Source organism: Halobellus litoreus (assembly GCF_024464595.1).
Lineage (GTDB): Archaea > Halobacteriota > Halobacteria > Halobacteriales > Haloferacaceae > Haloquadratum > Haloquadratum litoreum.
Window position 1 is genome coordinate 613620 of the sequence record NZ_JANHAW010000001.1, and the last position, 24384, is coordinate 638003.

Sequence of the window (24384 nt, forward strand, 5' to 3'; positions counted from 1 at the left end):
CCGGCGATGTCGGATCGGGGAGTCGGCGAGTACCGTCGTCGGGACACGGCGCGGTTGGTCGGCGACCTGCTCGTGTCGCGACGGCCGCTGGTCGTGACGCGACTCAACGACACCGCCGCTGACCTGTTCGGAGCGCTCGACGACGAGGACTTTCGTGCTCCCGGGACCGTCGCGGCCTCCGGGGAGTACGACGTCGCGGCGGTCGAACGGCTGTTCGAACGGTTACACGACCGGGGCTTCCTGGAGTGGCGGCCGACGCGGGACCCGGAGTTCCGACCGCCGGTGTCCGTCGTCGTGACCGTCCGGAACGACCGCGCGCATCTCGAACGGTGTCTCGACGCCCTCGGGGAACTTCGCTATCCGTCCTACGAGGTCGTCGTCGTCGACGACGGGTCCACGGACGAGACGAAAGCGATGATCAAGGGCCACGAACTCGCCGCTGCCGGTCGAGCGCGCGTGGTCTCGGTCGGCAGTCCGGACGAGCCCATCGGGATCGGTGCGTCCCGGAACCGCGGCGTCGAGGCGGCGGCACACGACGTGATCGCCTTCACCGACGCGGACTGCAGACCGCGCCCCGAGTGGCTTTCCGAGCTCGTGCCGTGTCTCACCGCCAACGACGTCGTCGGCGGGCGGATCCGCCCCGCCGGCGAGAGCGCTGCGAGCGCGTACGAGGGGATCAACTCCTCGCTCGATATGGGCGCGTACGCGTCCCGAATCGACCCCGCCGGGGCCACGCCGTACCTCCCGACGGCGAACCTCGTCGGCCGCCGCCGGGTGTTCGACGCGGTCCCGTTCCCGGCCCGCGACGTAGCGGAGGACGTCGACGTCTGTTGGCGAGCGGTGAAAGCCGGGTTCGACGTCGTCTACACACCGACGGGGGTCGTCGAGCACGTCTACCGGACGGATTTGGGCTCGGTCGCCGCGCGACGGGCGACCTACGCGTCCTCGGAGGCGCTGCTCGCGCGTGAACACGGACGCGACGAGGGACAGCGGGTCGGGATCCCGACGACGGCACTGCTCCTGTCCGCGCTCCTCCTCGTCGGCGTTCTCGGACGCGGACCGATGGCCGCCGGTGGCATCGTCGCTGCCGGCGGGCTGGCCGTCGCGCTGGCCGGGATCCGGGGTCGACGGATGTGGCGACGCTACGCCCGCCTTCCCGCCACCCTCTCTGTCCGCGACGTGGCGAGGAGTTGGGGGAGAGAAGTGGTGTCGTCGAGTTACACCGTCGCGCGCGAAGTGACGCGGTACTACGCCGTTCCCATCGCGCTCGTGGGCGGCCTCGCCTGGGGGGCCGGCGCGACGGCGGTCGGCGTGGGGACACTGGCGGCTGTCGTAGTCGCGGTCGGGCTGCCCGTGGCGGTCGAGTACCGCGTCCACGCGCCGGACGCCACGCTCGGGGGATACGGACTGTACTACCTCGCCGACCACTTCGGGTACCAGTACGGGCTCTATCGCGGCGCGTTCACCTACCGGACGATCGCCCACGTCCGCCCGGACGCGCGGTTTCGGCTGGTGGGCCCGGGAGCAAGACTGTCCGCCGCGATGGGCGCGGATGACGACACGGAGCCGACGCGGACCGTCACTGTCGAGGGCGCCACGGCGCGGTTCCGCGTCGCATCGAGCACCGAGAAGTGGTGGTTCGGGGACGAGGGACTCCGCGGCGAGCGTGCCGTCCTGGCGGACCTCCTCGCGCGATTGGAGCCGGGCGACGTGTTCCTCGACGTCGGCGCGAACGTGGGTCTCTACAGTTGCCTCGTCGGCCGGGCGCTCGCGGACGGCACCGTCGTCTCCGTCGAACCGCATCCGAAAAACGCCGCGCGCCTCGAAGAGAACCTCGCGGCGAACGGCGTCGCGGCGCGCGTGATACGTCGAGCCCTGGGGCGACGCAACCGACGGGGCGCGCTCACCGGTTCGGAGGAGCCGCCCGGGACGGGGACCCCGACGCTTCTCGACGCCGCCCGATCCTCGGCGAAGGGGGCGGAAGCTGAGAACGAGGCGGAAGTCGATGGCGGGTCGAAGCGGACACCTCGACAGGTGGGGCGGAAGCAGAGCAGGGGCGTGGCTGAGGCCTCGCTCGTCGACACGGCCGTCGTGACGGGGGACTCGCTTTTGGCCTCGGGAGAGAGCCCGCAACCGACGGTCGTGAAGATCGACGTCGAGGGCGCGGAGGCAGACGTCGTCGCCGGACTGGTCGCCACGCTGACAGCGCCGGCGTGTCGCCTCGTCTACTGCGAGGTGCACCCGGGGTTGTTGGACGACCGCGATCAGGATCCCGACGCCGTCCGGCGCACCCTTCGAGACTGTGGCTTCCGGGTCGAGACGGTCCGGGAGCTACCGAACGGACGGGCGGTTCTCAGAGCGCAAAAGCCGACCCCGAAGCGGGGCAGAACTGTCGGCCAAAGGGGAACCGCCGACCAACGCAGAACGGACTGACGTGTGTGGGAGGCGGGAGCACGGAGCGGGAGTCCGACCGTCAGAGCAGTTCCTTCTCCTCGAGGAACGCGACGACGCGCTCGGCCGCCGCGTCGGGGGGCGCGTCGATCCGCTCGCCGGCGCTCTTCGTCCCGCCGCCTCCCCGGCCGAGCATCCGGTAGATCCGCTCTTCGACCGTCTCCGACCGCGGCGGGCGCCCGCGACCCCAGCGCTCGTTCGGCCTGACAGTTTCGACCGTCGCGTTGCCGATGCTCATCGAGAACCGGGTTTCGCCGGGCACGACGTTCGTCAGTTCGAGCGTTTCGATGGTCGCTCTCCGCCCGGCGATCGCGGTATCTAACGATGCCCGATCGGGGTCGGTGAACCCGGAGTCGACGCCCAGCACCGCCGGGAGCGCCGTGACGACGACCTCCTGACGCCCGATCGCGAGCTTCCGCTGGACCGGGAGTTCGCTCGCTTCGAGATCGACGTCGGCCTCGACGGCGAGATCGTCCGGATCGAGGGCCGTGATCCGAGTGACGCTCGGCCAGTCCAGTCGGGCCGCGGCGAGTCCGGCGACCTCCGATCCGGCGAACGAGTCGGATTCGCCGACGAACACGGCCGTCGGCGACTCGCGGGCCGCGACGCGGGCGAGCGCGGCGGCGAACTTCTCGCTCGCGATCCCCTCGATCGGGTCGAACGCGACGTGAAGTCCCCGGTCGGCGCCGCGCTCCAGCGCCGAGCGGACGCACCGCTTCGCGGCGTCGCCGCCGACGCCGACGGCGAGCACCTCGTCGGCGGCGTCGAGTGCGGCCTCGAGGGCGACGCGGTCGTCGATGCTGAGCTGCCGGCGGTACGGTTCGGCGTTGCCGTCGTCGTCGACGACGCGGTGCGGTTCGGGGCGTGCGGTGACGAGCGCTCTCATCGCGCCGTGTACCCCCCGTCGACCGGGAGCGTCGCGCCGGTGATCGCGGCCGCGTCGTCGGACGCCAGAAACGCCACGGCGCGCGCGACGTCTTCGGGCGCGGCCGTCCCGAGCGGCGTGTCCTCGATCATCCGTTCGAGCGTTTCCTGCCCACCGGTCGACCCCTCGCCGCCGTCGGTGTCGTCGAGCGCCGCCTCGAGCATCGGCGTTTCGACGACCCCTGGACAGACCACGTTCACCCGGATTTCAGGCGCGTACTCGACGGCGAGCGAGCGCGTGAGCGACACGAGCGCCCCCTTGGTCGCGGTGTAGACGTCCATCTCCGGTTCGGCGACGAGCGCCGCGACGGAGGCGTTGTTGACGACGACGCCGCTGCCGTCGCCGGTGTCCCGCATCGCCGGGATCGCGTGCTTGCAGGCGTACATCGGGCCGCGGAGGTTGACGCCGGTCAGGAACTCGTAGGCCTCGTCGGTCACCTCCGTGATCGGACCGTCGGCCTCCCGGGAGGCGACGGCGGCGTTGTTGACCAGCACGTCCACGCGGTCGAACTCGCGTTCGGCGTGTTCGATCATCGCCTCGACGGCGTCCTCGTCGCTCACGTCCGCCTCGACGGCGGCGGCTCGACCGGCGTCCGCGCCGGTCTCGGATTCGATCTCCGCGGCGGTCGCCGCGGCCGCCTCGCTGTCGAGATCGGCGACGACGACGTCGGCCCCGCGCTCGGCCAGCGTGCGGCACGTTGCCGCGCCGATCCCGCTCGCACCACCGGTCACGACGGCCGTTCGGTTGTCGAGGCGCATCGTCACCCGAAGTCGAACTCGACGCCCTTGCCGCCCTCCGACTTCGACCAGGAGACCGCGCCCTTCTCGGGGTCGTTCGCGCAGAAGACCATACACGCGCCGCACTCGACGCAGGGCTCGTACGCGAAGTAGATGCCGCCCTGCTGGTCTTCCTGGTAGTCGAAGCACTCCGCCGGACAGAGGTGGAGACAGGGCTTGTCCTCGCAACTCTCGCAGCGTTCGTTGTCGACGGTGATGTGGGCCTCCTCGCTGACGTCCCAGTTGACCGTCTCCAGACTGTCCTGAACGCTCATCGCTCTCTCCCGAGGGATTTCGTCTGTCGTGTCATTTGTGAACGCATCTGTATTGAGTGATCGGCATCTGACGGCTTTGCTCTTTGGGTCACTTCGGGACTCACAGCGATCGGAACCCCCTGTAGCCGTCCTTCAATAGGTCGACGACGCCGGCATCGCTCCGGCGGAACGCGCGGTAGGCCTGCTTCCAGGTGAGCCCCTCCGCGTCGCTCGCCGCCGAGTACATCCCGCGCAACGTCTCCGTGGCGATGCCGGGATAGGCCCCGTACATCCGCTCGTTCTTCAGGAACTTCGGCAGGTTGCGGTGCTGTTTCATATCTTGCAGGACGTAGGAGTCCTCCAACTTCCGGTCGTAGTGCTCGCCGAAGGCGTCCCAGTTTCCGTCTCGCGACCGTTCGATCGCCGACTCGGCGGCGAGGAGGCCGCTCTTGATGCCGTAATCCAGCCCCCGGAACGTGTAGCCCTTGTTCAGGACGAGCCCGGCCGCGTCGCCGACGAGCGCCACCCGGCCGTCGTATCTGTCCGGGAGCGAATCGTAGTCGTGTTCGGGCACCAGGATGCCCTGGTACTCCTCGAGGGCGTCGCCCTGCACGTACGGCCGGACCGTGTCGAGTTCCATAAACTCCTCTAAGAGGCCGTAAAGCGGCGTTCCCGAACCGCCGTAGCCTTCCTCGCCGAGCCACCGTAAGGTCTCTAGGCCCCCGACCGCACCCACGGAGATGTACTCCTCGAACGTGTAGATGAAGTAGCCGATGGTGGGCGCGCCCTCGGGGTAGCCCGTGTAGATGTAGGCCGCGCCCTCGTCGCTGTCGAGGGTGAACCGCTCGTTGATCGTCTCCCGGCCGACGTCGAGGACCTTCTTCACCGACAGCGCCATGTCCTCGTTGCGCATCGTCCGCTGGATTCCGGTCTTCCGCCCGACGGTCGTGTTCACCCCATCGGCACCGACGACCGCGTGACAGGCCAGGTCCCCGTTCTCGCGGTCCGTGTGGACGACCGCGCGGTCGGCCTCCTGGCTCACGTCTCGCACCGTCGTCTCCGGCAGGAACACCGCCCCCTCGTCGACGGCGCGGTCGACGAACCAGCGATCGAACTTCCCGAGCATCAGCGTGTAGTTCGGTTCCTCGCGGAGTTCGAGGTCGCGGTAGCCGATCGAGACCTCGGCGTCGCCGTGGAGCAGTTTGATGTTGTGTTCGATGACGTGTCGCTCCAGGGGTGCCTCCTCCGGGAACTCCGGGACGAGGTCCGCCAGAATGCTCCCGTAGAGCACGCCGCCGGTGACGTTCTTCATTCCCGGTTGCTTGGCCCGATCGACGAGTGCGACGTCGAAGCCCTCGGTCGCGAGTTTGTAGGCGGCGGCCGTCCCGGCCCGACCGGCACCGACGACGACCACGTCGAAGTCGACGGCCGTCATTCTGTCACCTCCGGTCCGTCGGCGTCGGACTCCCCGTCGGCGGTCGCTTCGGCCGTCGACCGCTCCTCGTCCTGCCCGTTTTCGTCGTCGTGTTCATCTTCAGCAGTCTGCTCGCCTTCAGCAGTCTGCTCGTCTTCGGTATTCTGCTCACCTTCGGCACTCTGCCCGTCCGTCCGCTCGTCTTTGGCGGCGCGGATTGCCTCGGCCAGGGCCGGTCCGTGTTCGAACGCGTCGCCGACGATACCGATGTCCGCGAAGTTGAAGATCCGCGCGTCGGGGTCGGCGTTGATCGCCACGAGGGTGTCGGCGTTCACCGAGCGCATATGATACGAATCGCCGGAGATGGCCATCGGAACGTACAGTTCCACGTCGATCTCCTTGCCCGTGACGCCGATCTGGCGGTCGTAGGGGACCCATCCCTCGTCCGACGGCGGCCGCGACGCCCCGACGGCCGCCCCCAGCGCGTCGGCCAGGTCGTCGACGACCTGGAAGCCGTCCGGGCCGCCGAGGCCGAAGCCGCCGGCGACGATCCGGCGCGCCTTCGCGAGGTCCGACTCGGGGACGTCGACCGTCTCGACGTGCCGCACCCGGTCGTCGTCTTCGATACCGACTTCCACGGAGCGGACCGACGGGGAACCGCTCGGCGCGGTCTCCGGGGTCCCCAGTGCCTCCGTGTTCAGCGTCACCACCGGCGGGCCGCCCTCGAAGCCGAGTTCGGCGTACGCCCGGCCGCCGTAGGCCGGCCGCCCGGCGGTGAGTTCGCCGTCGCGGACCCGGAGGAGGCAGTCGGTGACGCACCCGCCGCGGAGGGCCCGCGACGTCGCCGCGGCGAGATCCGTCCCGTCGGGCGTGTCCGGAAGGAGCACGACCCGCGGCTCGGAGACGGCCGCCGCGAGCGCGGTCGCGCGTGCTCGGACGCCCGCCGCGCCGGCGCGGAACGCCTCCCCGTCCTCGCGGAGGACGTGGACGACCTCGTCCGGGGCTCCCGGCGACAGAGCCGCCGGTGCGGTGAGCCCGTCGAACGCGACGCCGACGACTCGCGGGGAGGTCCCGTCCGCCCCGGACAGTTCGGCCGCGACGCGGTGGGCCTCCTCGAACAGCACCGTCTCCTCGGAGCCCGGGACAACGACGATCGACCCCGTCATGCCGAAAGCTCCCGTGCGAGCATCTCGCCGTCGTAGATCGCCTTGTCTATCAGCCTCGGAGCGACGCAGTCGCCGATCCGGTGGACCGCCCCGTCGACGCCCCGCTCGCGGATCGCTTCGGCGAGCCCGTTACGGGCGCGCCGGCGCTCCGCGACCACGAGCGAGTCCGCGGGTCTCGTCGTCATCTCTTCGGAGTAGACGTTGAGCAACTGCGCGGCGCCGTCCTCGAAACCGATGATCGTGGTGTGGGTCTCGATGTCGACGTCGTTCTCGTACAGCGTCTCCAGGAACGGCGGGACGTTCGTGCCTTCGAGTTGATCGCCGGGGTGATACGAGGTCGTGACGAAGGTCACCTCGCAGTCCTGTTTGTCGAGGAGGTACTCCGCGACGCCGACGCCCGCGGCGTGTTTGTTGTTGTCGAAGACGATCACCCTGTCGCCGACCGCCTCCCCGCGGAGCACGTCCCAGGAGCGGTGGACGTCGGGACCCGCGAGGTCTGGCGCTCGCTCGGTAGCCCCGATCGCGATCACGATGTCGTCCCACGACTCGCCGGCGAGGTCTCCGGCTTCGACTTCGGTGTCCGTCTCGACGGTCACGTCGCGGTTGTCGAGTTGGTTGCGGAGGTTCCGGACGGCGTCGCCGAACTCCCGGCGGGAGTCGACCTGGGTCGCGATGTTCGACTGCCCGCCGAGTTCGGACTCCTTCTCGCGGATCGTCACGTCGTGCCCGAAGTCGGCCGCCGTGACCGCGAAGGAGAGTCCGGCGGGACCGCCCCCGACGACTAACACCTCTCTCGGGTCCGGGGCCGAATCGAGGTCCTCGATGTGGGGGATGGCCGTCTCGCGGCCCGACCGGGGCGTCTGAATGCAGCCGACGTGACCGTTCGTGTGGATCCCGCCGAGGCAGTTCTGGTTGCACGCGATGCAGTGGGTCACCTCTTCGTCCTCGCCGCGACGGACCTTGCGGACGGTGTCGGCGTCGCAGATGAGTTGCCGGCACATCCCGACGAAGTCCGCGTCGCCCGCCTCCAGCACGTCGTTGGCCTTCGTGAGGTCGTTGATACGGCCGGCCGCGATCACCGGTACGTCCAAGAGTTCCCGCGCCGCGCCGTAGTATTCGGCGGTGTATCCCAGGGGCGCGTGCATCGGGGCGTCCGTGATGTGGAGCTTCGAGATCGTGGCGATGTCGGAGTCCAGGAAGTCCAGGCTGGGGTGGAGGCGGCGGATCACCTCGACGGCGTAGTCGTAGTCGTAGCCGCCGTCTTCCATCTCGTCGAGTGTCAGGCGGATGCCGACCGGGAAGTCCTCGCCCACGCGGTCGCGGATCGCCTCGACGACTTCGTTCACCAACCGGACCCGGTTGTCGATCGACCCGCCGTACCTGTCCGAGCGAGTGTTGTACTTCGGCGAGATGAACTGCCGGAGGATCCCGTCGTGACCGGCCTTGAGTTCGATCCCGTCGAGTCCGCCCTCCTGAACGTGTTCTGCGGTCTTCGCGAAGCCGAGGATGACCTCCTCGATGTCCGCCTGTTCCATCCGCTTGGGCATCTCGTACCCGTACTCGGAGGGGACCGCCGAGGGTGCCCACGTCTCGCGCATCGCGTGTTCGCCCGAGTCCTCGCCGCCGGTATGCTGCAGTTGCGCGAACACCTTCGTTCCGTGTTTATGACAGGCGGCGGATATCATTTTCAGGCGTGGAACGACGTCGGGATCGTACCCGGAGGCGTACATCGGATTGGAAGCGCTCGGATGGACCAGCATACTCGACGGTCCGATGATGAGGCCGACGCCCCCGCGGGCCCGGGCCTCGTAGTACGCCGCGTCGCGCTCCGTCGGCAGACCGTCCTCCGCGAACCCGGTCTCGTGGGCGAGAAAGACCGTCCGATTGGGAACGGTCACCGATCCGATTCGACGGGGGGTGAACAGCATTTCTGACATAGTCTAACGATCGTCGGGATCTATCATATTCTATCGGGAGCGAAGATAAATATGTGTCTCCCGTGACACGGCTGCCGGCGGTACTTGTTTATGCTCTCACATCTTGACTGTATTATTGGGATGAATTCGGGGTACCCCTTTGCAGCGATCGTCGACCAGGCCGCGATGAAGCGCGCGCTCCTGGTCAACGTCGTGAACCCGACCGTCAGCGGTGTCCTGCTCCGCGGGGAACGCGGCACGGGGAAATCGACCGCCGTTCGCGCGCTCGCGGAGGTTCTCCCCGAGCGCGAGGTCGTGACCGACTGCCCCTACGGGTGTCCGCCGGACGACGTCGAACGGATGTGCGAGACGTGTCGCGAACGCGTCGAGCGGGGCGAGGAGTTGCCCACCGAACGACGCGAAATGCGCGTCGTGGACCTTCCGCTGAACGCCTCCGAAGACCGCGTCGTCGGCAGCATCGACCTCCAGTCGGCCGTCAGCGAGGGGACCGCCCGCTTCGAGCCGGGGATCCTCGCGGAGGCGAACCGGAACGTCCTCTACGTCGACGAGGTGAACCTCCTCGACGACCACATCGTCGACGTCCTCTTAGACGCCGCGGCGATGGGCGAGAACGTCGTCGAACGCGAGGGCGTCTCCCTCCGCCACCCGGCGGACTTCGTGCTGGTCGGCACGATGAACCCCGAGGAGGGAGGACTCAGGCCGCAACTGCTGGATCGATTCGACATCGTGGTCGATCTCACGGCGGTCGACGATCCCGACGAACGGATCGAAATCGCCGACCGTCGCGAACGGTTCGACGCCGATCCGGACGGCTTTCGCCGCGAATTTCGCGACGAACAACGCGAACTGCGGGCGCGGATCCGGGAGGCCCGCGAGCGGGTCGAAGCCGTCGAGATCGACGAGGAATTGCTCCACGACGCCTCCTACGAGGCGCTTCGACAGCGCGCGCACGGGATGCGAGCCGACATCGCCGTCGAGCGCGTCGCTCGCGGAATCGCCGCTCTCGACGGCGCGGCGGCCGTCGACTCCGCCCACGTGGCGGAGGCGCAGTATTTCGCGTTCCCCCACCGCGTGGAGGGCGTCGGCGAGATGACGTTCGGCGATGGCGCGCTCGCCACCGGGAGCGACGAGGAGGACGCGGAGGGCGACGACGACGAGGACAGCGAAGCGGACGGCGACGAGGACGTCGACACCGAAGGCGGCGGGATCCCCATCGTCGAAGGGGAGGACTCCTACGGCGTGGATCCGACGGCGATCGATCCGCCCAAAGACCGCACGATGCGGGACGACCTCGCTCGTCGGACGCCCTCTCGGGTCGACGTCAGGAGCGGTCGGTACGTTCGATCGCGGCAGCAAGAGGACGTCGACGACGTCGCCATCGACGCGACCGTCCGCGCGGCGGCACCGCATCAGAAACGACGGGCCGCGGGTCGAGCGGCCGACGAAGCGGGCACGGCCGACGAGGGGGACGCGAACGCGCGTCCCTCCGGGATCGAGATCGAACCACGGGACCTCAGACAGAAGCTCCGCGAACGCACCGCCAGGTCGCTCGTGGTGTTCGTCGTCGACGCCAGCGGAAGCGTGATGAGCGGCCGGCAGATGATGGAGACCAAACGGGGGCTGCTCTCGCTCGTCGAGGACGCCTACCGGGCCCGCGACCGGGTGGCGGTCGTCGTCTTCCGCGGCGAGGACGCCTTCACGCTCGTCGAACCGACGCGGAACCACCGGATGGCCAGAGCCGCCGTTTCGGGGCTGACTGTCGGTGGAAACACGCCGCTGGCCCACGGGCTGGTCGAGGCCTATCAGCTGGTACAACGGGAGCGGCGGCGCGATCAGGACCTCTACCCGCTGGTCGTCCTGCTGTCGGACGGACAGTCGAACATCGCGTACCGCGAGGACGGGGACGCGAAAGCGGACGCGTTCCGCGCGGCAGCGCTGTTCGACGAACACGACATCCCGTCGGTCTTCGTGGACACCGGCTACGAACTCGATACCACGCCAGACGAGATCTGGACCGACCGGAAGGCCCGGCGGATGAAGCGCAAGCGGTTCGAACGGAACCAGACGTTCGCCGAGACGATGGGGGCCGACTACCTCCCGCTGGTCGAACTCCCCCGCGAGGCGACGCTTCCGACCGACCGCGACGAGGAGGGACAGACGGCGTGACCCGGTCCCGGGGCGTCCGGTCGTCGGACGCGAGGCGATTCCCGTTCGGCGCACGGGGCCGGACCCGAAGAGCCGTGCCGAACCGGAGCGCGCAGCGAGTCACTGGAGGCCGTAACTGATGACAAACAGAGAGACGAACGGACCCGAGACCGCGGAGATCGAGGCACAGTCGACGAACCGGACGTTCCCCTTCACGGCCATCGTCGATCAGGGGGAAATGAAGCGCGCGCTCCTCCTCAACGCCATCAACCCGGACATCGGCGGCGTGCTGATTCGCGGGGAGCGCGGGACGGCGAAGTCGACCGCCGTCCGAGCGCTCGCCGACGTCCTTCCGTCCCGGGAGGTGGTCGCCGACTGCCCCTACGGGTGTCCGCCCCACGACCACGACCGGATGTGTGCAGAGTGTCGCGATCGGACCGAGCGCGGCGAGGAGTTGCCCACCGAGGAGCGCCGGATGCGCGTCGTGGACCTCCCGCTGAACGCCTCCGAGGACCGCGTCGTCGGCAGCATCGACCTCGAACGCGCGGTCCAGGAGGGCGAGCGCGACTTCGAGCCGGGGATCCTCGCGGAGGCGAACCGGAACGTCCTCTACGTCGACGAGGTGAACCTCCTCGACGACCACATCGTCGACGTCCTCTTAGACGCCGCGGCGATGGGCGAGAACATCGTCGAACGCGAGGGCGTGTCGTTCCGTCACCCCGCCGAGTTCATCCTGGTCGGCACGATGAACCCCGAGGAGGGCGACCTGCGCCCGCAGCTGCTGGATCGGTTCGGCCTCGTCGTCGACGTCGAGGGGGTGAGCGAGGTGGACGACCGCGTGGAGATCAGTCGCCGACGCGCCGCGTTCGACGCCGATCCCGAAGCCTTCCGCGAGGGCTACGAGGACCAACAGACGGCACTCCGCGCGGACATCGTCGCGGCCGGCGAGCGGTTGGCGGACGTGACGCTCGGCGACGACGTCGCGAGGCTGATCGCGGGAGTGAACATCGAACTCGACGTCGACGGCCATCGAGGCGACATCACGCTTCGGCGGGCGGCGCGAACCCTGGCCGCCCTCGAAGGCGACTCCACGGTGTCGCCTTCGACGGTCCGTCGCGTGGCGCGGCTGGCGCTACAGCACCGCCTGCAGCGGCTCCCCTTCGAAGAGGAGGAAACGGACGTGATGACCGCGTTCCACGACGTTCGGCGCGAACTCGGTCTGGAAGACTGGGAGTGATCGCCCGCAGTTCTAGTTGCAGTTACACATTCTCGTCCGTCCGGCCGCTCGGTCGTATTCGACCGCCGGGGCGTGGGTTTCATCGCCGCGGTAATGGTTAGCTATCCCACATTCTTATAACATCTGAAAATCATAATCTACTTTGGGGATAGATACGTCGCCAGACGATCAGTCCCCGGTGAAACCTATGCCAGCATACGATTTCGAGGGCCAGGTCGCGTTCGTCACCGGCGGCGGACGGGGCCAGGGACGGTCGCACGCACAGCACTACGCCAGACACGGTGCCGACGTCGTCGTCACCGACATCGCCCACAACGTCGAGACGAACCCGTACGACCTCAGCACAAGCGACGATCTCGCGGAGACGGCCAGCCTCGTCGAGGCGGAGGGACAGGAAGCCCTCACCGTCGAGATGGACGTACGCGAGGAAGCCGAGGTCGAGGCGGCCGTCGAGGAGGCGCTCGACGAGTTCGGTCGCATCGACATCCTTGCGAACAACGCCGGGATCTTCAACGCCGCCGATATGACGGAGATGCCCGAGCAGCAGTGGGACGAGATGATCGACACGAACCTCAAGGGCGTCTGGCTCTGTGCGAAACACGTCGGCAAGCACTTCATCGACCGCGGCGACGGCGGGAAAATCGTCTCCACGTCGTCGGCCGCCGGACTCGTCGGGACTCCCTCGGCGGGCCACTACGTGGCGACGAAACACGGCGTGATCGGACTGACGAAGACGCTGGCGCTCGAACTCGCCGAGTACGACGTCAACGTCAACGCCGTCTGCCCGACCGGCGTCCACACCCAGATGATCGCGGGGTTCTCCGAGGCCTACGGCGAGGAGATGATGGAAGAGATGGGTGCGTTCAGCGGCCCGTGGAGCGTCTTCGAGGGCGTCGAGATGATCGACTCCGAAGACATCAGCGAGGCGTATATGTGGCTCTCCAGCGACGCCGCTCGCTACGTCACCGGCATAGCGCTTCCGGTCGACGCAGGAATGACCGCAAAGTGAGACGATGCCAGAATACGACTTCGACGGCAAGGTGGCGTTCGTCACCGGGGCCGCACACGGCCAGGGCGAATCGCACGCGGTCGAGTACGCACGGCACGGCGCAGACGTCGTGGCGCTCGACCTCGGAGAGAACAAGGAGACGGTCCCGTACGACCTCGGGACCGACGACGAACTCGAGGCGACCGCCGAGGCGGTTCGTGAACACGGTCAGGAAGCGCTGACGGTCAAAGCCGACGTCTCCGAGGAGGCCGAGGTCGCGGCGGCCGTCGAGGCGGCAGTCGACGAGTTCGGGAAGATCGACATCCTCGCGAACAACGCCGGGATCGAGTCGTTCGCCGACGCGGTCGAACTCGACGAGCGGATGTGGGACGAACTCCTGGGGACCAACCTGAAGGGGATCTGGCTCTGCGCGAAACACGTCGGCAAGCACTTCATCGACCGCGGCGACGGCGGCAAGATCGTCAACACCGCCTCAGTGTCGGGAATGACTGGGATCCCGCTCGGCAACGCCCACTACGTCTCCGCGAAGTGGGGCGTCCGCGGGTTGACGAAGACGCTGGCGCTCGAACTCGCCGAGTACGACGTCAACGTCAACGCGGTCGCCCCGGGCGGGGTCGACACCCCGATGGTCACCGGGATAATGGAGGCCTACGGCGAGGAGATGCTCGCCGAGTCGCAGGCGCTCTCCGGCCCGTGGAACGTGTTCGACGAGGAGGGGATGCAGGACGCACAGTCGATCACGGACGCCTACATGTGGCTCTCCAGCGACGCCGCCCGTTACGTCACCGGGATCACCCTCCCGGTCGATGCCGGGTTCACGGCGAAATGAAACGAACAACACAGAACGATGCCAGAATACGACTTCAGCGGCAAGGTCGCGTTCGTCACCGGGGCCGCACACGGCCAGGGACGGTCGCACGCACAGCACTACGCGAAACACGGCGCCGACGTCGTCGTCACTGACGTCGGCCACAACCTCGATTCCGTTCCCTACGATATGGGGACGACCGAGGAACTGGAGGAAACGGCCGACATCGTCGAGGACGAGGGGCAGGAAGCGCTCGCCATACAGCTGGACGTCCGCGAGGAAGACCAGGTCGAAGCCGCCGTCGAGGAGGCGCTCGACGAGTTCGGCCGCATCGACTTCCTCGCGAACAACGCCGGGATTTGGCCGGCCGCGGATATGACGGAGATGGACGAGGCGATGTGGGACGTCGTCGTCGACACGATCCTGAAAGGGGTGTGGTTGTGTTCGAAGCACGTCGGGCAACATTTCATCGACCGCGGCGACGGCGGCAAGATCGTCTCGACCTCCTCGACGGCCGGCCTGGTCGGCGCGCCCGGCGCCGGTCACTACGTCGCCGGCAAGCACGGCGTGATCGGACTGACGAAGACGCTGGCGCTGGAACTCGCCGAGTACGACGTCAACGTCAACGCCGTCTGTCCGACGGCGCTCGATAGCCCGGGAATGCAGAACTACATCGAATCGTACGGCCCGGAGATGCTCGAAGAGATGGGCGAGTTGATCGGTCCGATGAACGTCTTCGAACCGGGCGAGATGATCGACTCCGAAGACATCAGCGAGGCGTATATGTGGCTCTCCAGCGACGCCGCACGCTACGTCACCGGGATCGCATTACCCGTCGACGCCGGGGCGACCGCGAAGTAACGACAGGAAAACCGGAACGAGACACAGGAAAATGGTAGAATACGACTTCAGCGGCAAGGTGGCGTTCGTCACCGGGGCCGCACACGGCCAGGGGCGGTCGCACGCACAGCACTACGCCAGACACGGCGCCGACGTCGTCGTCACCGATATCGGCCACAACGTCGACACCGTTCCCTACGACCTCGGAACCGCGGACGAACTCAACGAGACCGCGGGACTCGTCGAATCAGAGGGTCAGGAGGCCCTCGCGATCGAGATGGACGTGCGCGAGGAAGCCGAGGTCGAAGCCGCCGTCGGGGAAGCCCTCGACGAGTTCGGCCGCATCGACTTCCTCGCGAACAACGCCGGGATCGGTTCGCTGTCGGACGCGACGGAGATGGACGAGGCGATGTGGGACGAGATGATCGACACGAACCTCAAGGGCGTCTGGCTCTGTGCGAAACACGTCGGTAAGCACTTCATCGATCGCGGCGACGGCGGCAAGATCGTCTCCACCTCCTCGACGGCCGGGGCGATCGGACTCCCCGGACAGGGCCATTACGTCTCCGCGAAGCACGGCGTGCTGGGCCTCACCAAGACGCTGGCGCTGGAACTCGCCGAGTACGACGTCAACGTCAACTGTATCGGGCCGACGGGGATCGACACCCCGATGATCTCGGGCTTCACCGAGGCCTACGGCGAGGAGACGCTGGGCGAGATGGCCGAACTGACCGGGCCGTGGAACGTCTTCGGCGACGGCGGAATGATCGACGCATCGGACATCAGCGAGGCGTACATGTGGCTCTCCAGCGACGCCGCACGCTACGTCACGGGAATCTATCTCCCGGTCGACGCCGGGTTCCTCGCGAAATGAACCGCCAACGGAGACACCAATGGTAACATACGACTTCGGCGGCAAGGTGGCGTTCGTCACCGGCGCCGCACACGGCCAGGGCGAATCGCACGCGGTACACTACGCGAAGCACGGCGCTGACGTCGTCGTCACCGACATCTGCGGAGACATCGACTCGAACCCGTACAGTCTCGGGACTCGCGAGGAACTCGAAGGGACCGCCGAACAGGTCGAGGCGGAGGGGCAGAACGCGCTCGCGATCGACGTGGACGTTCGCGACGAGGCCCAGGTCGAGGCCGCCGTCGAGGAAGCGATCGACGAGTTCGGCCGCATCGACATCCTCGCGAACAACGCCGGGATCTGGAACATGGCCGACCTGACCGAGATGGGCGAGCAGCAGTGGGACGAGCTCGTCGATACCAATCTCAAAGGCGTCTGGCTCTGCGCGAAGCACGTCGGCAAGCACTTCATCGACCGCGGCGACGGCGGCAAGATCGTCAACACCGCCTCGACCGCCGGCTTCACCGGCATTCCGGGTGGCGGCCACTACGTCGCCGCCAAACACGGCGTGATCGGACTCACGAAGACCCTCGCACTCGAACTTGCGGAGTACGACGTCAACGTCAACAGCGTCGCACCCACGGGCGTCGACACCCCGCTCGTGACGGGGATGCTGGAAGCCTACGGCGAGGAGACGATGGAGGAGATGGGCGCGATGACCGGCCCGTGGAACGTGATAGACGGTGAGATGATCGACGCATCGGACATCAGCGAGGCGTATATGTGGCTCTCCAGCGACGCCGCTCGCTACGTCACCGGAACGACACTCAAAGTGGACGCGGGATTCACCGCGAAATAACGAGACAGGACGATGGTAGAATACGACTTCAGCGGCAAGGTGGCGTTCGTCACCGGCGCCGCGCACGGGCAGGGACGATCGCACGCACAGCACTACGCGAAACACGGCGCGGACGTCGTCGTCACCGACATCGGCGAGAATATGGAAACGGTCCCGTACGACCTCGGCACGACGGCGGAACTCGACGAGACGGTCGGTCTGATCGAAGACGAGGGACAGGACGCGCTGGCCATCCAGATGGACGTGCGCGACGAGACCCAGGTCGAAGCCGCGGTCGACGAGGCGCTCGACGAGTTCGGCCGCATCGACATCCTCGCGAACAACGCCGGGATCGCACACTTCTGTGACCTCGTCGAGATGGACGAGGCGATGTGGGACGAGATGCTCGATACGAACCTGAAGGGCGTGTGGCTCGCCTCGAAGCACGTCGGCAAGCACTTCATCGACCGCGGCGACGGCGGGAAAATCGTCTCCACCTCCTCGATCTACGGCAAGGTCGCCGGGCCCGGATCGGGCCACTACATCGCCGCGAAGCACGGCGTGCTCGGTCTCACGAAGACGCTGGCGCTGGAACTCGCCGAGTACGACGTCAACGTCAACGCCGTCTGCCCGACGGGGGTCGACACCCCGATGATCACGGGCGTGACGGAAGCCTACGGCTCGGAGGCCCTCGAAGCGGCCACGGATATGACCGGACCGTGGAACATCTTCGGCGACGGCGGAATGATCGAATCGAGAGACATCAGCGAGGCGTACATGTGGCTCTCCAGCGACGCCGCACGCTACGTCACCGGGATCGGACTCCCGGTCGACGCCGGAATGCTCGCGAAGTAACCAATCCACGCACGACCGAACAACGATGCCAGAATACGACTTCAGCGGCAAGGTGGCCTTCGTCACCGGGGCCGCGCACGGACAGGGGCGCACGCACGCACAGCACTACGCGAAACACGGCGCGGACGTCGTCGTCACCGATATCGGCCACAACGTCGACACCGTTCCCTACGACCTCGGAACCGCGGACGAACTCGACGAAACCGCGGGACTCGTCGAGGACGCGGGCCAAGAGTCGCTCGCGATCGAGATGGACGTCCGCGAGGAGGCCCAGGTCGAAGCCGCCGTCGAGGAAGCCCTCGACGAGTTCGGCCGCATCGACTTCCTCGCGAACAACGCCGGCTTCTGGCCGCCGTCGGACGCGGTGGAGATGGACGAGACGATGTGGGACGACGTGATCGACACGTTGCTGAAGGGCGTCTGGTTGCCCTCGAAACACGTCGGCAAGCACTTCATCGACCGCGGCGACGGCGGGAAAATCGTCTCCACCTCCTCGACGGCCGGTCTGGTCGGGATTCCCAGCTTCGGGCACTACGTGGCCGGAAAGCACGGCGTGCTCGGGCTGACCAAGACGCTGGCGCTGGAACTCGCCGAGTACGACGTCAACGTCAACGCCGTCTGCCCGACGGCGGTCGACACGCCCGGGAACGTGGGGTTGGTCGAGGCCTACGGCGAGGAGGTCTTCGAGGAGATCGGGGCGCTCAGCGGCCCGTTGAACGTGCTCGACCCGGGCGAGATGCTCGAACCCGACGACATCAGCGAGGCGTATATGTGGCTCTCCAGCGACGCCGCCCGCTACGTCACCGGGATCGCGCTCCCGGTCGACGCCGGCGCGACGATAAAGTAGCGACCGCGGTTCTTTTCACTCCCAGGGCAACGTCGGATCGCTCCGACTCCAGAACGACGCCAGGCCGACGGCCAGCCCCATCCCCGCGACGAACGCGACGGCGAGCGTGCTCGCGTCGATAGCGTCTCGAAACGCCCAGGCCAGTACGCCCGCGACGGCGGCGTTGGCACCGCCCCAGAGGACGTTGACGACGGCGCTCGACTGCGATCCGAACGGCGTCATATGGCGCTGGCCGGTGATCCCGCGGACGAAGTGCGGGATCGCGTTCACGGCGAAGAGCCCCACGAGCGCGAAGACGACGAGCGAGCCGAGCGTTGCCATCGTACCCTCCTGCACCCTACAGTTCGACTTCGGCAGCGTCCGTGACCGCGAACCGCATCACTTCGGGCTCGCCGTGGAGGAGGTCCGGGAGCCGCTCCTCCAACCGCTGGAAGTGGGCTGTCTCGGTGTGGGACGCGAAGGCCGCATCGTCCTCGTAGCGTTCGATGAACCGGAGGACGTTCTCGTCTTCCAGGTCGACCGTGGCCCGGTACTCGACGACGCCGGGCTCCTCGTTCGACGCGTCGACGAGCATTTCGGCGAGTTCGATCGCTTCGTCGCGCTGCGCCGGATCGATCGGAAAGCTCGCGTGGACGACGATCATATCACTGTCCTAATTTGTTGTGAGAAGAAAAATAAATTTGGGTTGAAAGGACGCGCCTCGGCAGGTGATTAGTACCGGCGGGACCTAACGGACGCTGTGGTCACCTACGACTTCGAGGGGAGCGTCGCGTTCGTCACCGGTGCCGGCCGGGGACAGGGGCGGTCCCACGCGGTCGCGTACGCCGAACACGGGGCCGACGTCGTCGTCACCGACATCGCCCGGGACGTGCGGACCACGCAGTACCCGCTGGCCACTGCGGCAGATCTCGACGAAACGGCCCGGCTGGTGGAGGAAGCTGGTCAAGCGTCGCTCGCGATCCAGATGGACGTCCGCGACGAGGCCCAAGTCGAGGCGGCCGTCGAGGAAGCCCTCGACGAGTTCGGCCGCATCGACTTCCTCGCGAACAACGCCGGAATCTGGAACGTCACGGACCTCGTGGAGATGGAGGCGCTCCAGTGGACGCAACTCGTCGACACGGATCTGAAGGGGATGTGGCTCTGCGCCAAACACGTCGGGAGGCATTTCGCCGACCGCGAGGGGAGCGGGCGGATCGTGAACACCGCCTCGACCGCGGGGGTGGTCGGCGCGAAGGGCTCGGGGCACTACGCCGCCGCGAAGCACGGCGTCGTGGGGCTGACGAAGGCCCTCACGCTCGAACTCGCCGAACACGACGTGACGGTCAACTGCGTCGCTCCGACCGGCGTGAACACGCCGATGATCGACGGGATGCTGGAGACCGTCGGCCAATCGGCGCTCGACTCGGTGTCGGACGCCAGCGGCTCGATGAACGTCATCGACGAGCAGCTAATCGATCCGCGAGACGTGAGCGAGGCGTATCTGTGGCTCTCCAGCGACGCCGCCCGCTACGTCACCGGCGCCGTCCTCTCGGTCGACGCGGGGATGCTCGCGAAGTGAGCGACCAACGGCTCGAGCGGCGGGGCGACCGGAGCCGGTCGACGGAACGGAGAAGGGGAGTCGTCGAGCGGTCGACGCACGGAGATCCGTCTGAGCGGGCAGTCGACGCACGACGCAGTCCGTCAGAGCCGTCGGGCGAGCGACTCCCCGTCGTAGTACGCGCGGTCGAGCTTTCGCGGCGACACGGCGTCGCCGATCCGGTACACGTCGTCGCGGCGGCGGTCCAGTTCGAGATACAGCTCCTCCGACGCCCGTCGACGGCCGACGACGACGACGGTGTCGGGGCTTCTCGTCTCCGTCTCGCCGGTCAGCGTGTTGCGGAGCGTGACAGTCCCGTCCGCGGCTACTTCGTCGAGCGCGCGGTTACCGGTGAACGTCGCTCCCCGCCCCTGTAACGCCGCGACGAACCCCGGAAGGTTCGGCTGCTCGGTTCGGAACGCCGGATAGTGGTCCGTCGAGACCATCTCGACGGACTCCGCGCGGTCCAGGAGAATCAGCCCGGCCTGCACCGTGATGACCCAGCGGTTGTCGTCGAACAGGAGGACGTCGTCGCCGATCTCGACGGCGTCGCCCTCGGAGCGCTCACCCCTGCCTTCGAGCCCCGCCCCACCGCTCGCCGCGAGGAGGTCGAAGGCGTTCACCACCGAGCCCTCGTACTCGTCGTCGGGGATCACCGGGGCGTCCGCACCGGTCGCAACGACGACCGCGTCCCACGACGGCTCCACGTCCGCGGCCGAGACCGGCGCGTCGAGTTCCACCTGGACACCGGCGGCTTCGACGGCGGCCCGTAGATCGGCGGCGGCCCACTCGAAGGGTTCGAGTGGCCCCTGCGCGGCGTCCGTGAGTTGCCCGCCGAGGCCGCTTCGAGCCTCTCGGAGCGTCACGTCGTGGCCGCGCTCGGCCGCGACGGCGGCGAACCGGGTTCCCGCCGGTCCGCCGCCGACGACGAGGATTCGCTGCGGGAGCGCCGCGGGGGAGAGTTCGGAGAGGGCCGGGAGCTCAGTCTCGCGACCGGTCCGCGGGTTGACCACGCACTCGACGTGCCCGCCGTGCGCGTGGCCGTAGACGCCCTCCAAGCACTTCTGGTTGCACTGGATACAGCGGTCGTAGCGTTCGCCCGCGGCGGCCTTCGAGAGGGTCTCCGCGTCCGCCAGCAGCTGCCGGGTGAAGCTCACGAACTCGACGCCCGCGTCGAACAGATCGGGGGCGTCGTCCACGGTCGTGTACGGGAGCCGCCCGACGACGGGAACGTCGACGCGGTCGACCGCCGTCGCGATAGGTTCGAGCATCTCGGGCGGAGAGACCGACACGCCGGCGTGCGTCTGATTGTACGTGGCGCGCGTCCCGACGGTACAAGAGAGGTAGTCGAACCCTTCGACTGCACCGAGGATGTCGGGGACATCGCCGAACTCGTACCCGCCGTACTCCAGTTCGGCCAGCGAGAGATGGAGACCGACGGGGCCGTCGGTGCGGTCCGCGACCGCGGCGAGCGCCTCGTTGACGAACCGCGCGCGACCGTCCCACTCGCCGCCGTACTCGTCGGTCCGAGCGTTGTACCGCGGCGAGAGGAACTGCCTGAGGACGGAGAACGGCCCCGCGGCCAGTTCGACCCCGTCGAAGCCGGCCGCCCCGAGGTTCTCCGCGGCGGTCGCGAAGCCGTCCAAGACAGATTCGACGTCCGCGGTCGTCATCGTCTTCGGCATCTCGTAGGCCGCGTCCGACGGCGACGCCGACGGTGCCAACTGGGCCTGCATCTCCCAGTCGCCGCGCGATTCCGCGCCTGTGTGCGTGAGCTGCCCGATGATACGCGAGCCGGATTCGTGAACGGCATCGACGACAGCGGACAGGCCAGGAATCGCGTCCGCGTCGTACGCGTCGATGAACGCCGCGCCGCTCGCGGACGGGTGGACCAGCATCTGTGCGGGGCCGACGACGAGCCCGGCACCACCGGCGGCGCGGGCTTCGAGGTGAGCGGCGAGTTCGTCGGTCGCGAGACCGTCGTCGACGAACCGAGTGCGCACGGGACGGAACACCCCCCGGTTCGGAACCGGGAGTTCCCCGATCTCTCCAGGGTCGAAGAGATTCATATCAATCTATTATAATCAACCTCACTTGAAGATAGCGTCGGCGGGCGGACCGTCGCCAGCGGGTCGAACGCAGCGGTGCGTCCCGGGCCTGCAGATCCGTCCCGGGGGTGCGTCGGTGAAGCGCCGGCCCGTCTTACCCGGATTCGGTCTCCTCGTCGATCTTCCGCAGCGTGTCGCGATGAAGCGTCAGGATCAGGTCCGCGAGGACGCCGAACATCAGCAGTTGGACGCCGACGATGATCCCGAACCCGGAGACGACTGCGAGCACCTCGTGGGAGACGCTCACGGTGATCCACTCGACCGCGACGTAGACGGCGATGACGAGGCCGGTGATCGTCGACAGAACGCCCAGGCTGCCGAAGTAAAAGAGCGGGTTGTTGGTCTTCGCGCGGCGGTACAGTTCCAGGAAGATGATCCCGCCGTCGCGGATCGGCCGGAGGTTGGTGTCGGACCCGGAGGGCCGCGGGAGGTACGTGATCGGGACGACCGCCGTCCGGATCCCCCGCTTCGCGCACTCGACGGCCATCTCCGTCTCGATGCCGAACCCGTCGGAGGAGAGGGTCATCCGACCGAACGACTCGCGCGTGAACGCGCGGTAGCCCGAGAGGATGTCCCCGAATTCCTCGCCGTGGACGTACGCGAAGCCGCGGTTGATCAGCCGGTTGCCGACCCGGTTGAAGCGCGTCATCGCGCCCTCGCGCATATCCGCGAAGCGATCGCCGATGACGTGCTCGGCCTCCCCCTCGAAGAGCGGTTCGAGCATCGCCTCGGCGTCGTCGGCGCGGTACGTCGCGTCGCCGTCGAGCATCAGGACGTACTCGCGGTCGACATATTCGCGCACGCCCTCGCGGACGGCCTGCCCCTTCCCCGACCCGGTCTGGTAGACGACGCGCGCGCCGTGCTCGGCGGCGACGTCGTCGGTGCCGTCGGCGGAACCGCCGTCGACGACGAGGACGTCGTCGAACCCCGCCTCGCGGAAGTCGTCGACGACCTGGCCGATGGTCTCGGCCTCGTCGTAGGTGGGCACGAGGACGGTGACGTCGTCGAGCGAAGCCATTGCAGGGAGTGCGACGGGGGCGCATAAAAGTGGTACCGGAACGCGGCGACGACGGCAGTGGCGCGACCGCAGTTTCTATGACGCGTTGCCACGTCGGGGTGGGTATGTACGGAGTCGTGCTCGCGGCCGGCCAGGGAACGCGGATGCGACCGCTCACGGATCGCCGACCCAAACCGCTGCTGCCTGCCGCCGGCCGCCCGCTCGTCGAACACGTCCTCGACGCCTGCATCGACGTCGTCGACGAGTTCGTCGTCGTGATCGGCTATCGCGGCACGGACGTGATCGAGCGCCTCGGCGACGCCTACCGGGGAACGCCGATCAGCTACGTCGAGCAGGCCGACCCCGCGGGGACCGCGCACGCGATCGAGCAGGCCCGGGAAGTCGTCGACGACCGCTTCGTCGTCCTCAACGGGGACGTGCTGGTGGACCCGGCGTTGCCGGCGTCGCTCGCGGCGGCGGACGGGAACGCCATCGCGACGACGCGCGTCGAGGACCCCCGATCGTACGGGGTCGTCTCCGTCGACGACGACGGCTCGATGGCGTCGATCGTTGAGAAGCCCGACGAGCCGCCGACGAACCTCGCGAACGTCGGCTGCTACGCCTTCGAGCCGGCGGTGTTCGAGTACATCGATCGCACGGAGCAGAGCGAGCGCGGCGAGTACGAGATCACCGACACGCTCGACCTGTTGCTCTCCGACGGGCACGACGTCTCCGTGGTCGAGTACGAGGGCCGGTGGCTCGACGTCGGCCGCCCCTGGGAGTTGCTGCGGGCGAACGAGTTGCTGCTGGAGGAAGTCGAGCGCGACGTCCGGGGCTCGGTCGCGGCGGGCACGCAGTTGGAGGGCGCGGTCGTGGTCGAAGAGGGCGCGACCGTCCGGGACGACGTGCATATCGAGGGACCGGTCGTGATTCTATCGGGCGCGGAAGTCGGACCGAACGCGTACATCCGGGGAGCGACGGTCGTCGGCCCCGACGCCCACGTCGGCCACGCGGTCGAGGTGAAGAACTCGATTCTGTTCTCCGAGGCGGCCGTGCCGCACCTCTCCTACGTCGGCGATTCGGTGCTGGGCCGGGACGTGAACCTGGGTGCCGGAACGAAGGTGGCGAACCTGCGACACGACGACGCGTCGGTGCGGATGACCGTGAAAGGCGATCGCGTGGACACGGGCCGGCGGAAACTCGGTGTCGTGTTGGGTGACGGGGTGAAGACGGGCATCAACGTCAGCCTGAACGCGGGCGTGAAAGTCGAGACCGAAGCGGGGATTCGTCCGGGCGAGACCGTGATGCGGGACGTCGGTGGGGAGTAAACGCCCACGGCGCGGTGCCC

22 protein-coding genes are annotated in these 24384 nt (G+C 67.9%); 12 read left to right on the forward strand and 10 right to left on the reverse strand.

Going from position 1 to position 24384, the window contains the following annotated elements; all coding sequences use genetic code 11:
• Nucleotides 1–6 precede the first annotated feature (6 nt).
• Nucleotides 7–2433: a mycofactocin biosynthesis glycosyltransferase MftF gene (gene mftF, locus NO360_RS03090; RefSeq protein WP_256305941.1), complete on the forward strand. Its 2427-nt coding sequence runs from the start codon at nt 7–9 to the stop codon at nt 2431–2433.
• A gap of 40 nt (nt 2434–2473) precedes the next feature.
• Here mftF and NO360_RS03095 read toward each other — a convergent pair whose 3' ends face one another.
• The 6 genes from NO360_RS03095 to NO360_RS03120 all read right to left on the reverse strand — a co-directional run bounded on the left by NO360_RS03095 (nt 2474) and on the right by NO360_RS03120 (nt 8923).
• Entirely contained in the window at nt 2474–3337 is an 864-nt protein-coding gene (locus NO360_RS03095; RefSeq protein ID WP_256305943.1) for a hypothetical protein, read from the reverse strand.
• A complete protein-coding gene (locus NO360_RS03100; RefSeq protein ID WP_256305944.1) occupies nt 3334–4134 on the reverse strand; it encodes an SDR family NAD(P)-dependent oxidoreductase in 801 nt (266 codons plus the stop codon). Before NO360_RS03100 ends, NO360_RS03095 begins: the two co-directional genes overlap by 4 nt.
• A gap of 2 nt (nt 4135–4136) precedes the next feature.
• Nucleotides 4137–4427 carry a ferredoxin family protein gene (locus NO360_RS03105; protein WP_256305945.1) on the reverse strand — a complete coding sequence of 97 codons (291 nt, stop codon included), beginning with the start codon at nt 4425–4427 and terminating at the stop codon, nt 4137–4139.
• 100 nt (nt 4428–4527) lie between these two features.
• Nucleotides 4528–5841, reverse strand: a complete 1314-nt coding sequence (locus NO360_RS03110) for an FAD-dependent oxidoreductase (protein WP_256305946.1) — start codon at nt 5839–5841, stop codon at nt 4528–4530.
• Complete coding sequence (locus tag NO360_RS03115) at nt 5838–6986, reverse strand: electron transfer flavoprotein subunit alpha/FixB family protein (protein WP_256305947.1); 1149 nt, start codon at nt 6984–6986, stop codon at nt 5838–5840. Before NO360_RS03115 ends, NO360_RS03110 begins: the two co-directional genes overlap by 4 nt.
• Entirely contained in the window at nt 6983–8923 is a 1941-nt protein-coding gene (locus tag NO360_RS03120; RefSeq protein ID WP_256305949.1) for an oxidoreductase, read from the reverse strand. The genes NO360_RS03115 and NO360_RS03120 overlap by 4 nt, the downstream gene beginning before the upstream one ends.
• Nucleotides 8924–9043: 120 nt before the next feature.
• On the opposite strand from NO360_RS03120, the gene NO360_RS03125 reads away from it, so the two are divergent.
• The 9 genes from NO360_RS03125 to NO360_RS03165 all read left to right on the forward strand — a co-directional run bounded on the left by NO360_RS03125 (nt 9044) and on the right by NO360_RS03165 (nt 18355).
• Nucleotides 9044–11089: a VWA domain-containing protein gene (locus NO360_RS03125; protein ID WP_256305950.1), complete on the forward strand. Its 2046-nt coding sequence runs from the start codon at nt 9044–9046 to the stop codon at nt 11087–11089.
• Between the two features lie 118 nt (nt 11090–11207).
• The gene (locus tag NO360_RS03130; protein WP_256305952.1) at nt 11208–12305 is read left to right on the forward strand and encodes a magnesium chelatase ATPase subunit I; all 1098 of its coding nucleotides are present in this window, start codon (nt 11208–11210) and stop codon (nt 12303–12305) included.
• A 187-nt stretch (nt 12306–12492) separates the two neighbouring features.
• Entirely contained in the window at nt 12493–13314 is an 822-nt protein-coding gene (locus tag NO360_RS03135; protein WP_256305954.1) for a mycofactocin-coupled SDR family oxidoreductase, read from the forward strand.
• Nucleotides 13315–13318: 4 nt separating this feature from the next.
• Complete coding sequence (locus NO360_RS03140; protein WP_256305955.1) at nt 13319–14143, forward strand: SDR family NAD(P)-dependent oxidoreductase; 825 nt, start codon at nt 13319–13321, stop codon at nt 14141–14143.
• A gap of 18 nt (nt 14144–14161) precedes the next feature.
• On the forward strand, nt 14162–14983 hold the full coding sequence (locus NO360_RS03145) for a mycofactocin-coupled SDR family oxidoreductase (RefSeq protein WP_256305956.1): 822 nt from the start codon (nt 14162–14164) through the stop codon (nt 14981–14983).
• 31 nt (nt 14984–15014) lie between these two features.
• Nucleotides 15015–15836, forward strand: a complete 822-nt coding sequence (locus NO360_RS03150) for a mycofactocin-coupled SDR family oxidoreductase (RefSeq protein WP_256305957.1) — start codon at nt 15015–15017, stop codon at nt 15834–15836.
• A gap of 19 nt (nt 15837–15855) precedes the next feature.
• Complete coding sequence (locus NO360_RS03155) at nt 15856–16674, forward strand: mycofactocin-coupled SDR family oxidoreductase (RefSeq protein ID WP_256305958.1); 819 nt, start codon at nt 15856–15858, stop codon at nt 16672–16674.
• A gap of 12 nt (nt 16675–16686) precedes the next feature.
• Nucleotides 16687–17508 (forward strand): mycofactocin-coupled SDR family oxidoreductase, encoded by an 822-nt coding sequence (locus NO360_RS03160; protein WP_256305960.1) that lies wholly within the window; start codon nt 16687–16689, stop codon nt 17506–17508.
• A 25-nt stretch (nt 17509–17533) separates the two neighbouring features.
• A complete protein-coding gene (locus NO360_RS03165) occupies nt 17534–18355 on the forward strand; it encodes a mycofactocin-coupled SDR family oxidoreductase (protein ID WP_256305961.1) in 822 nt (273 codons plus the stop codon).
• A 15-nt stretch (nt 18356–18370) separates the two neighbouring features.
• Here NO360_RS03165 and NO360_RS03170 read toward each other — a convergent pair whose 3' ends face one another.
• Nucleotides 18371–18676: a hypothetical protein gene (locus tag NO360_RS03170; RefSeq protein ID WP_256305962.1), complete on the reverse strand. Its 306-nt coding sequence runs from the start codon at nt 18674–18676 to the stop codon at nt 18371–18373.
• A 16-nt stretch (nt 18677–18692) separates the two neighbouring features.
• Complete coding sequence (locus NO360_RS03175) at nt 18693–18998, reverse strand: putative quinol monooxygenase (RefSeq protein WP_256305963.1); 306 nt, start codon at nt 18996–18998, stop codon at nt 18693–18695.
• A 96-nt stretch (nt 18999–19094) separates the two neighbouring features.
• Between NO360_RS03175 and NO360_RS03180 the strand changes: the two genes are divergently transcribed.
• Complete coding sequence (locus tag NO360_RS03180) at nt 19095–19913, forward strand: mycofactocin-coupled SDR family oxidoreductase (RefSeq protein ID WP_256305964.1); 819 nt, start codon at nt 19095–19097, stop codon at nt 19911–19913.
• 122 nt (nt 19914–20035) lie between these two features.
• Here NO360_RS03180 and NO360_RS03185 read toward each other — a convergent pair whose 3' ends face one another.
• Both NO360_RS03185 and aglJ read right to left on the reverse strand, forming a co-directional pair.
• On the reverse strand, nt 20036–22000 hold the full coding sequence (locus NO360_RS03185) for an oxidoreductase (RefSeq protein WP_256305965.1): 1965 nt from the start codon (nt 21998–22000) through the stop codon (nt 20036–20038).
• Nucleotides 22001–22133: 133 nt separating this feature from the next.
• Entirely contained in the window at nt 22134–23057 is a 924-nt protein-coding gene (gene aglJ / locus NO360_RS03190; RefSeq protein ID WP_256305966.1) for an S-layer glycoprotein N-glycosyltransferase AglJ, read from the reverse strand.
• 104 nt (nt 23058–23161) lie between these two features.
• Between aglJ and glmU the strand changes: the two genes are divergently transcribed.
• The gene (gene glmU, locus NO360_RS03195) at nt 23162–24364 is read left to right on the forward strand and encodes a bifunctional sugar-1-phosphate nucleotidylyltransferase/acetyltransferase (RefSeq protein ID WP_256305967.1); all 1203 of its coding nucleotides are present in this window, start codon (nt 23162–23164) and stop codon (nt 24362–24364) included.
• Nucleotides 24365–24384: the final 20 nt, after the last annotated feature.

Bases quoted from the DNA above. Each gene is read 5' to 3' on its own strand.
- NO360_RS03150 (WP_256305957.1), top strand. From the start codon at position 15,015: ATGGTAGAATACGACTTCAGCGGCAAGGTGGCGTTCGTCACCGGGGCC.
- NO360_RS03140 (WP_256305955.1), top strand. From the start codon at position 13,319: ATGCCAGAATACGACTTCGACGGCAAGGTGGCGTTCGTCACCGGGGCC.
- glmU (WP_256305967.1), top strand. From the start codon at position 23,162: ATGTACGGAGTCGTGCTCGCGGCCGGCCAGGGAACGCGGATGCGACCG.
- NO360_RS03185 (WP_256305965.1), bottom strand. From the start codon at position 22,000: ATGAATCTCTTCGACCCTGGAGAGATCGGGGAACTCCCGGTTCCGAAC.
- NO360_RS03120 (WP_256305949.1), bottom strand. From the start codon at position 8,923: ATGTCAGAAATGCTGTTCACCCCCCGTCGAATCGGATCGGTGACCGTT.
- NO360_RS03175 (WP_256305963.1), bottom strand. From the start codon at position 18,998: ATGATCGTCGTCCACGCGAGCTTTCCGATCGATCCGGCGCAGCGCGAC.
- aglJ (WP_256305966.1), bottom strand. From the start codon at position 23,057: ATGGCTTCGCTCGACGACGTCACCGTCCTCGTGCCCACCTACGACGAG.
- NO360_RS03130 (WP_256305952.1), top strand. From the start codon at position 11,208: ATGACAAACAGAGAGACGAACGGACCCGAGACCGCGGAGATCGAGGCA.
- NO360_RS03125 (WP_256305950.1), top strand. From the start codon at position 9,044: ATGAATTCGGGGTACCCCTTTGCAGCGATCGTCGACCAGGCCGCGATG.
- NO360_RS03165 (WP_256305961.1), top strand. From the start codon at position 17,534: ATGCCAGAATACGACTTCAGCGGCAAGGTGGCCTTCGTCACCGGGGCC.
- NO360_RS03105 (WP_256305945.1), bottom strand. From the start codon at position 4,427: ATGAGCGTTCAGGACAGTCTGGAGACGGTCAACTGGGACGTCAGCGAG.
- NO360_RS03160 (WP_256305960.1), top strand. From the start codon at position 16,687: ATGGTAGAATACGACTTCAGCGGCAAGGTGGCGTTCGTCACCGGCGCC.
- NO360_RS03095 (WP_256305943.1), bottom strand. From the start codon at position 3,337: ATGAGAGCGCTCGTCACCGCACGCCCCGAACCGCACCGCGTCGTCGAC.
- NO360_RS03135 (WP_256305954.1), top strand. From the start codon at position 12,493: ATGCCAGCATACGATTTCGAGGGCCAGGTCGCGTTCGTCACCGGCGGC.
- NO360_RS03145 (WP_256305956.1), top strand. From the start codon at position 14,162: ATGCCAGAATACGACTTCAGCGGCAAGGTCGCGTTCGTCACCGGGGCC.
- NO360_RS03170 (WP_256305962.1), bottom strand. From the start codon at position 18,676: ATGGCAACGCTCGGCTCGCTCGTCGTCTTCGCGCTCGTGGGGCTCTTC.
- NO360_RS03100 (WP_256305944.1), bottom strand. From the start codon at position 4,134: ATGCGCCTCGACAACCGAACGGCCGTCGTGACCGGTGGTGCGAGCGGG.
- NO360_RS03155 (WP_256305958.1), top strand. From the start codon at position 15,856: ATGGTAACATACGACTTCGGCGGCAAGGTGGCGTTCGTCACCGGCGCC.
- mftF (WP_256305941.1), top strand. From the start codon at position 7: ATGTCGGATCGGGGAGTCGGCGAGTACCGTCGTCGGGACACGGCGCGG.
- NO360_RS03110 (WP_256305946.1), bottom strand. From the start codon at position 5,841: ATGACGGCCGTCGACTTCGACGTGGTCGTCGTCGGTGCCGGTCGGGCC.
- NO360_RS03115 (WP_256305947.1), bottom strand. From the start codon at position 6,986: ATGACGGGGTCGATCGTCGTTGTCCCGGGCTCCGAGGAGACGGTGCTG.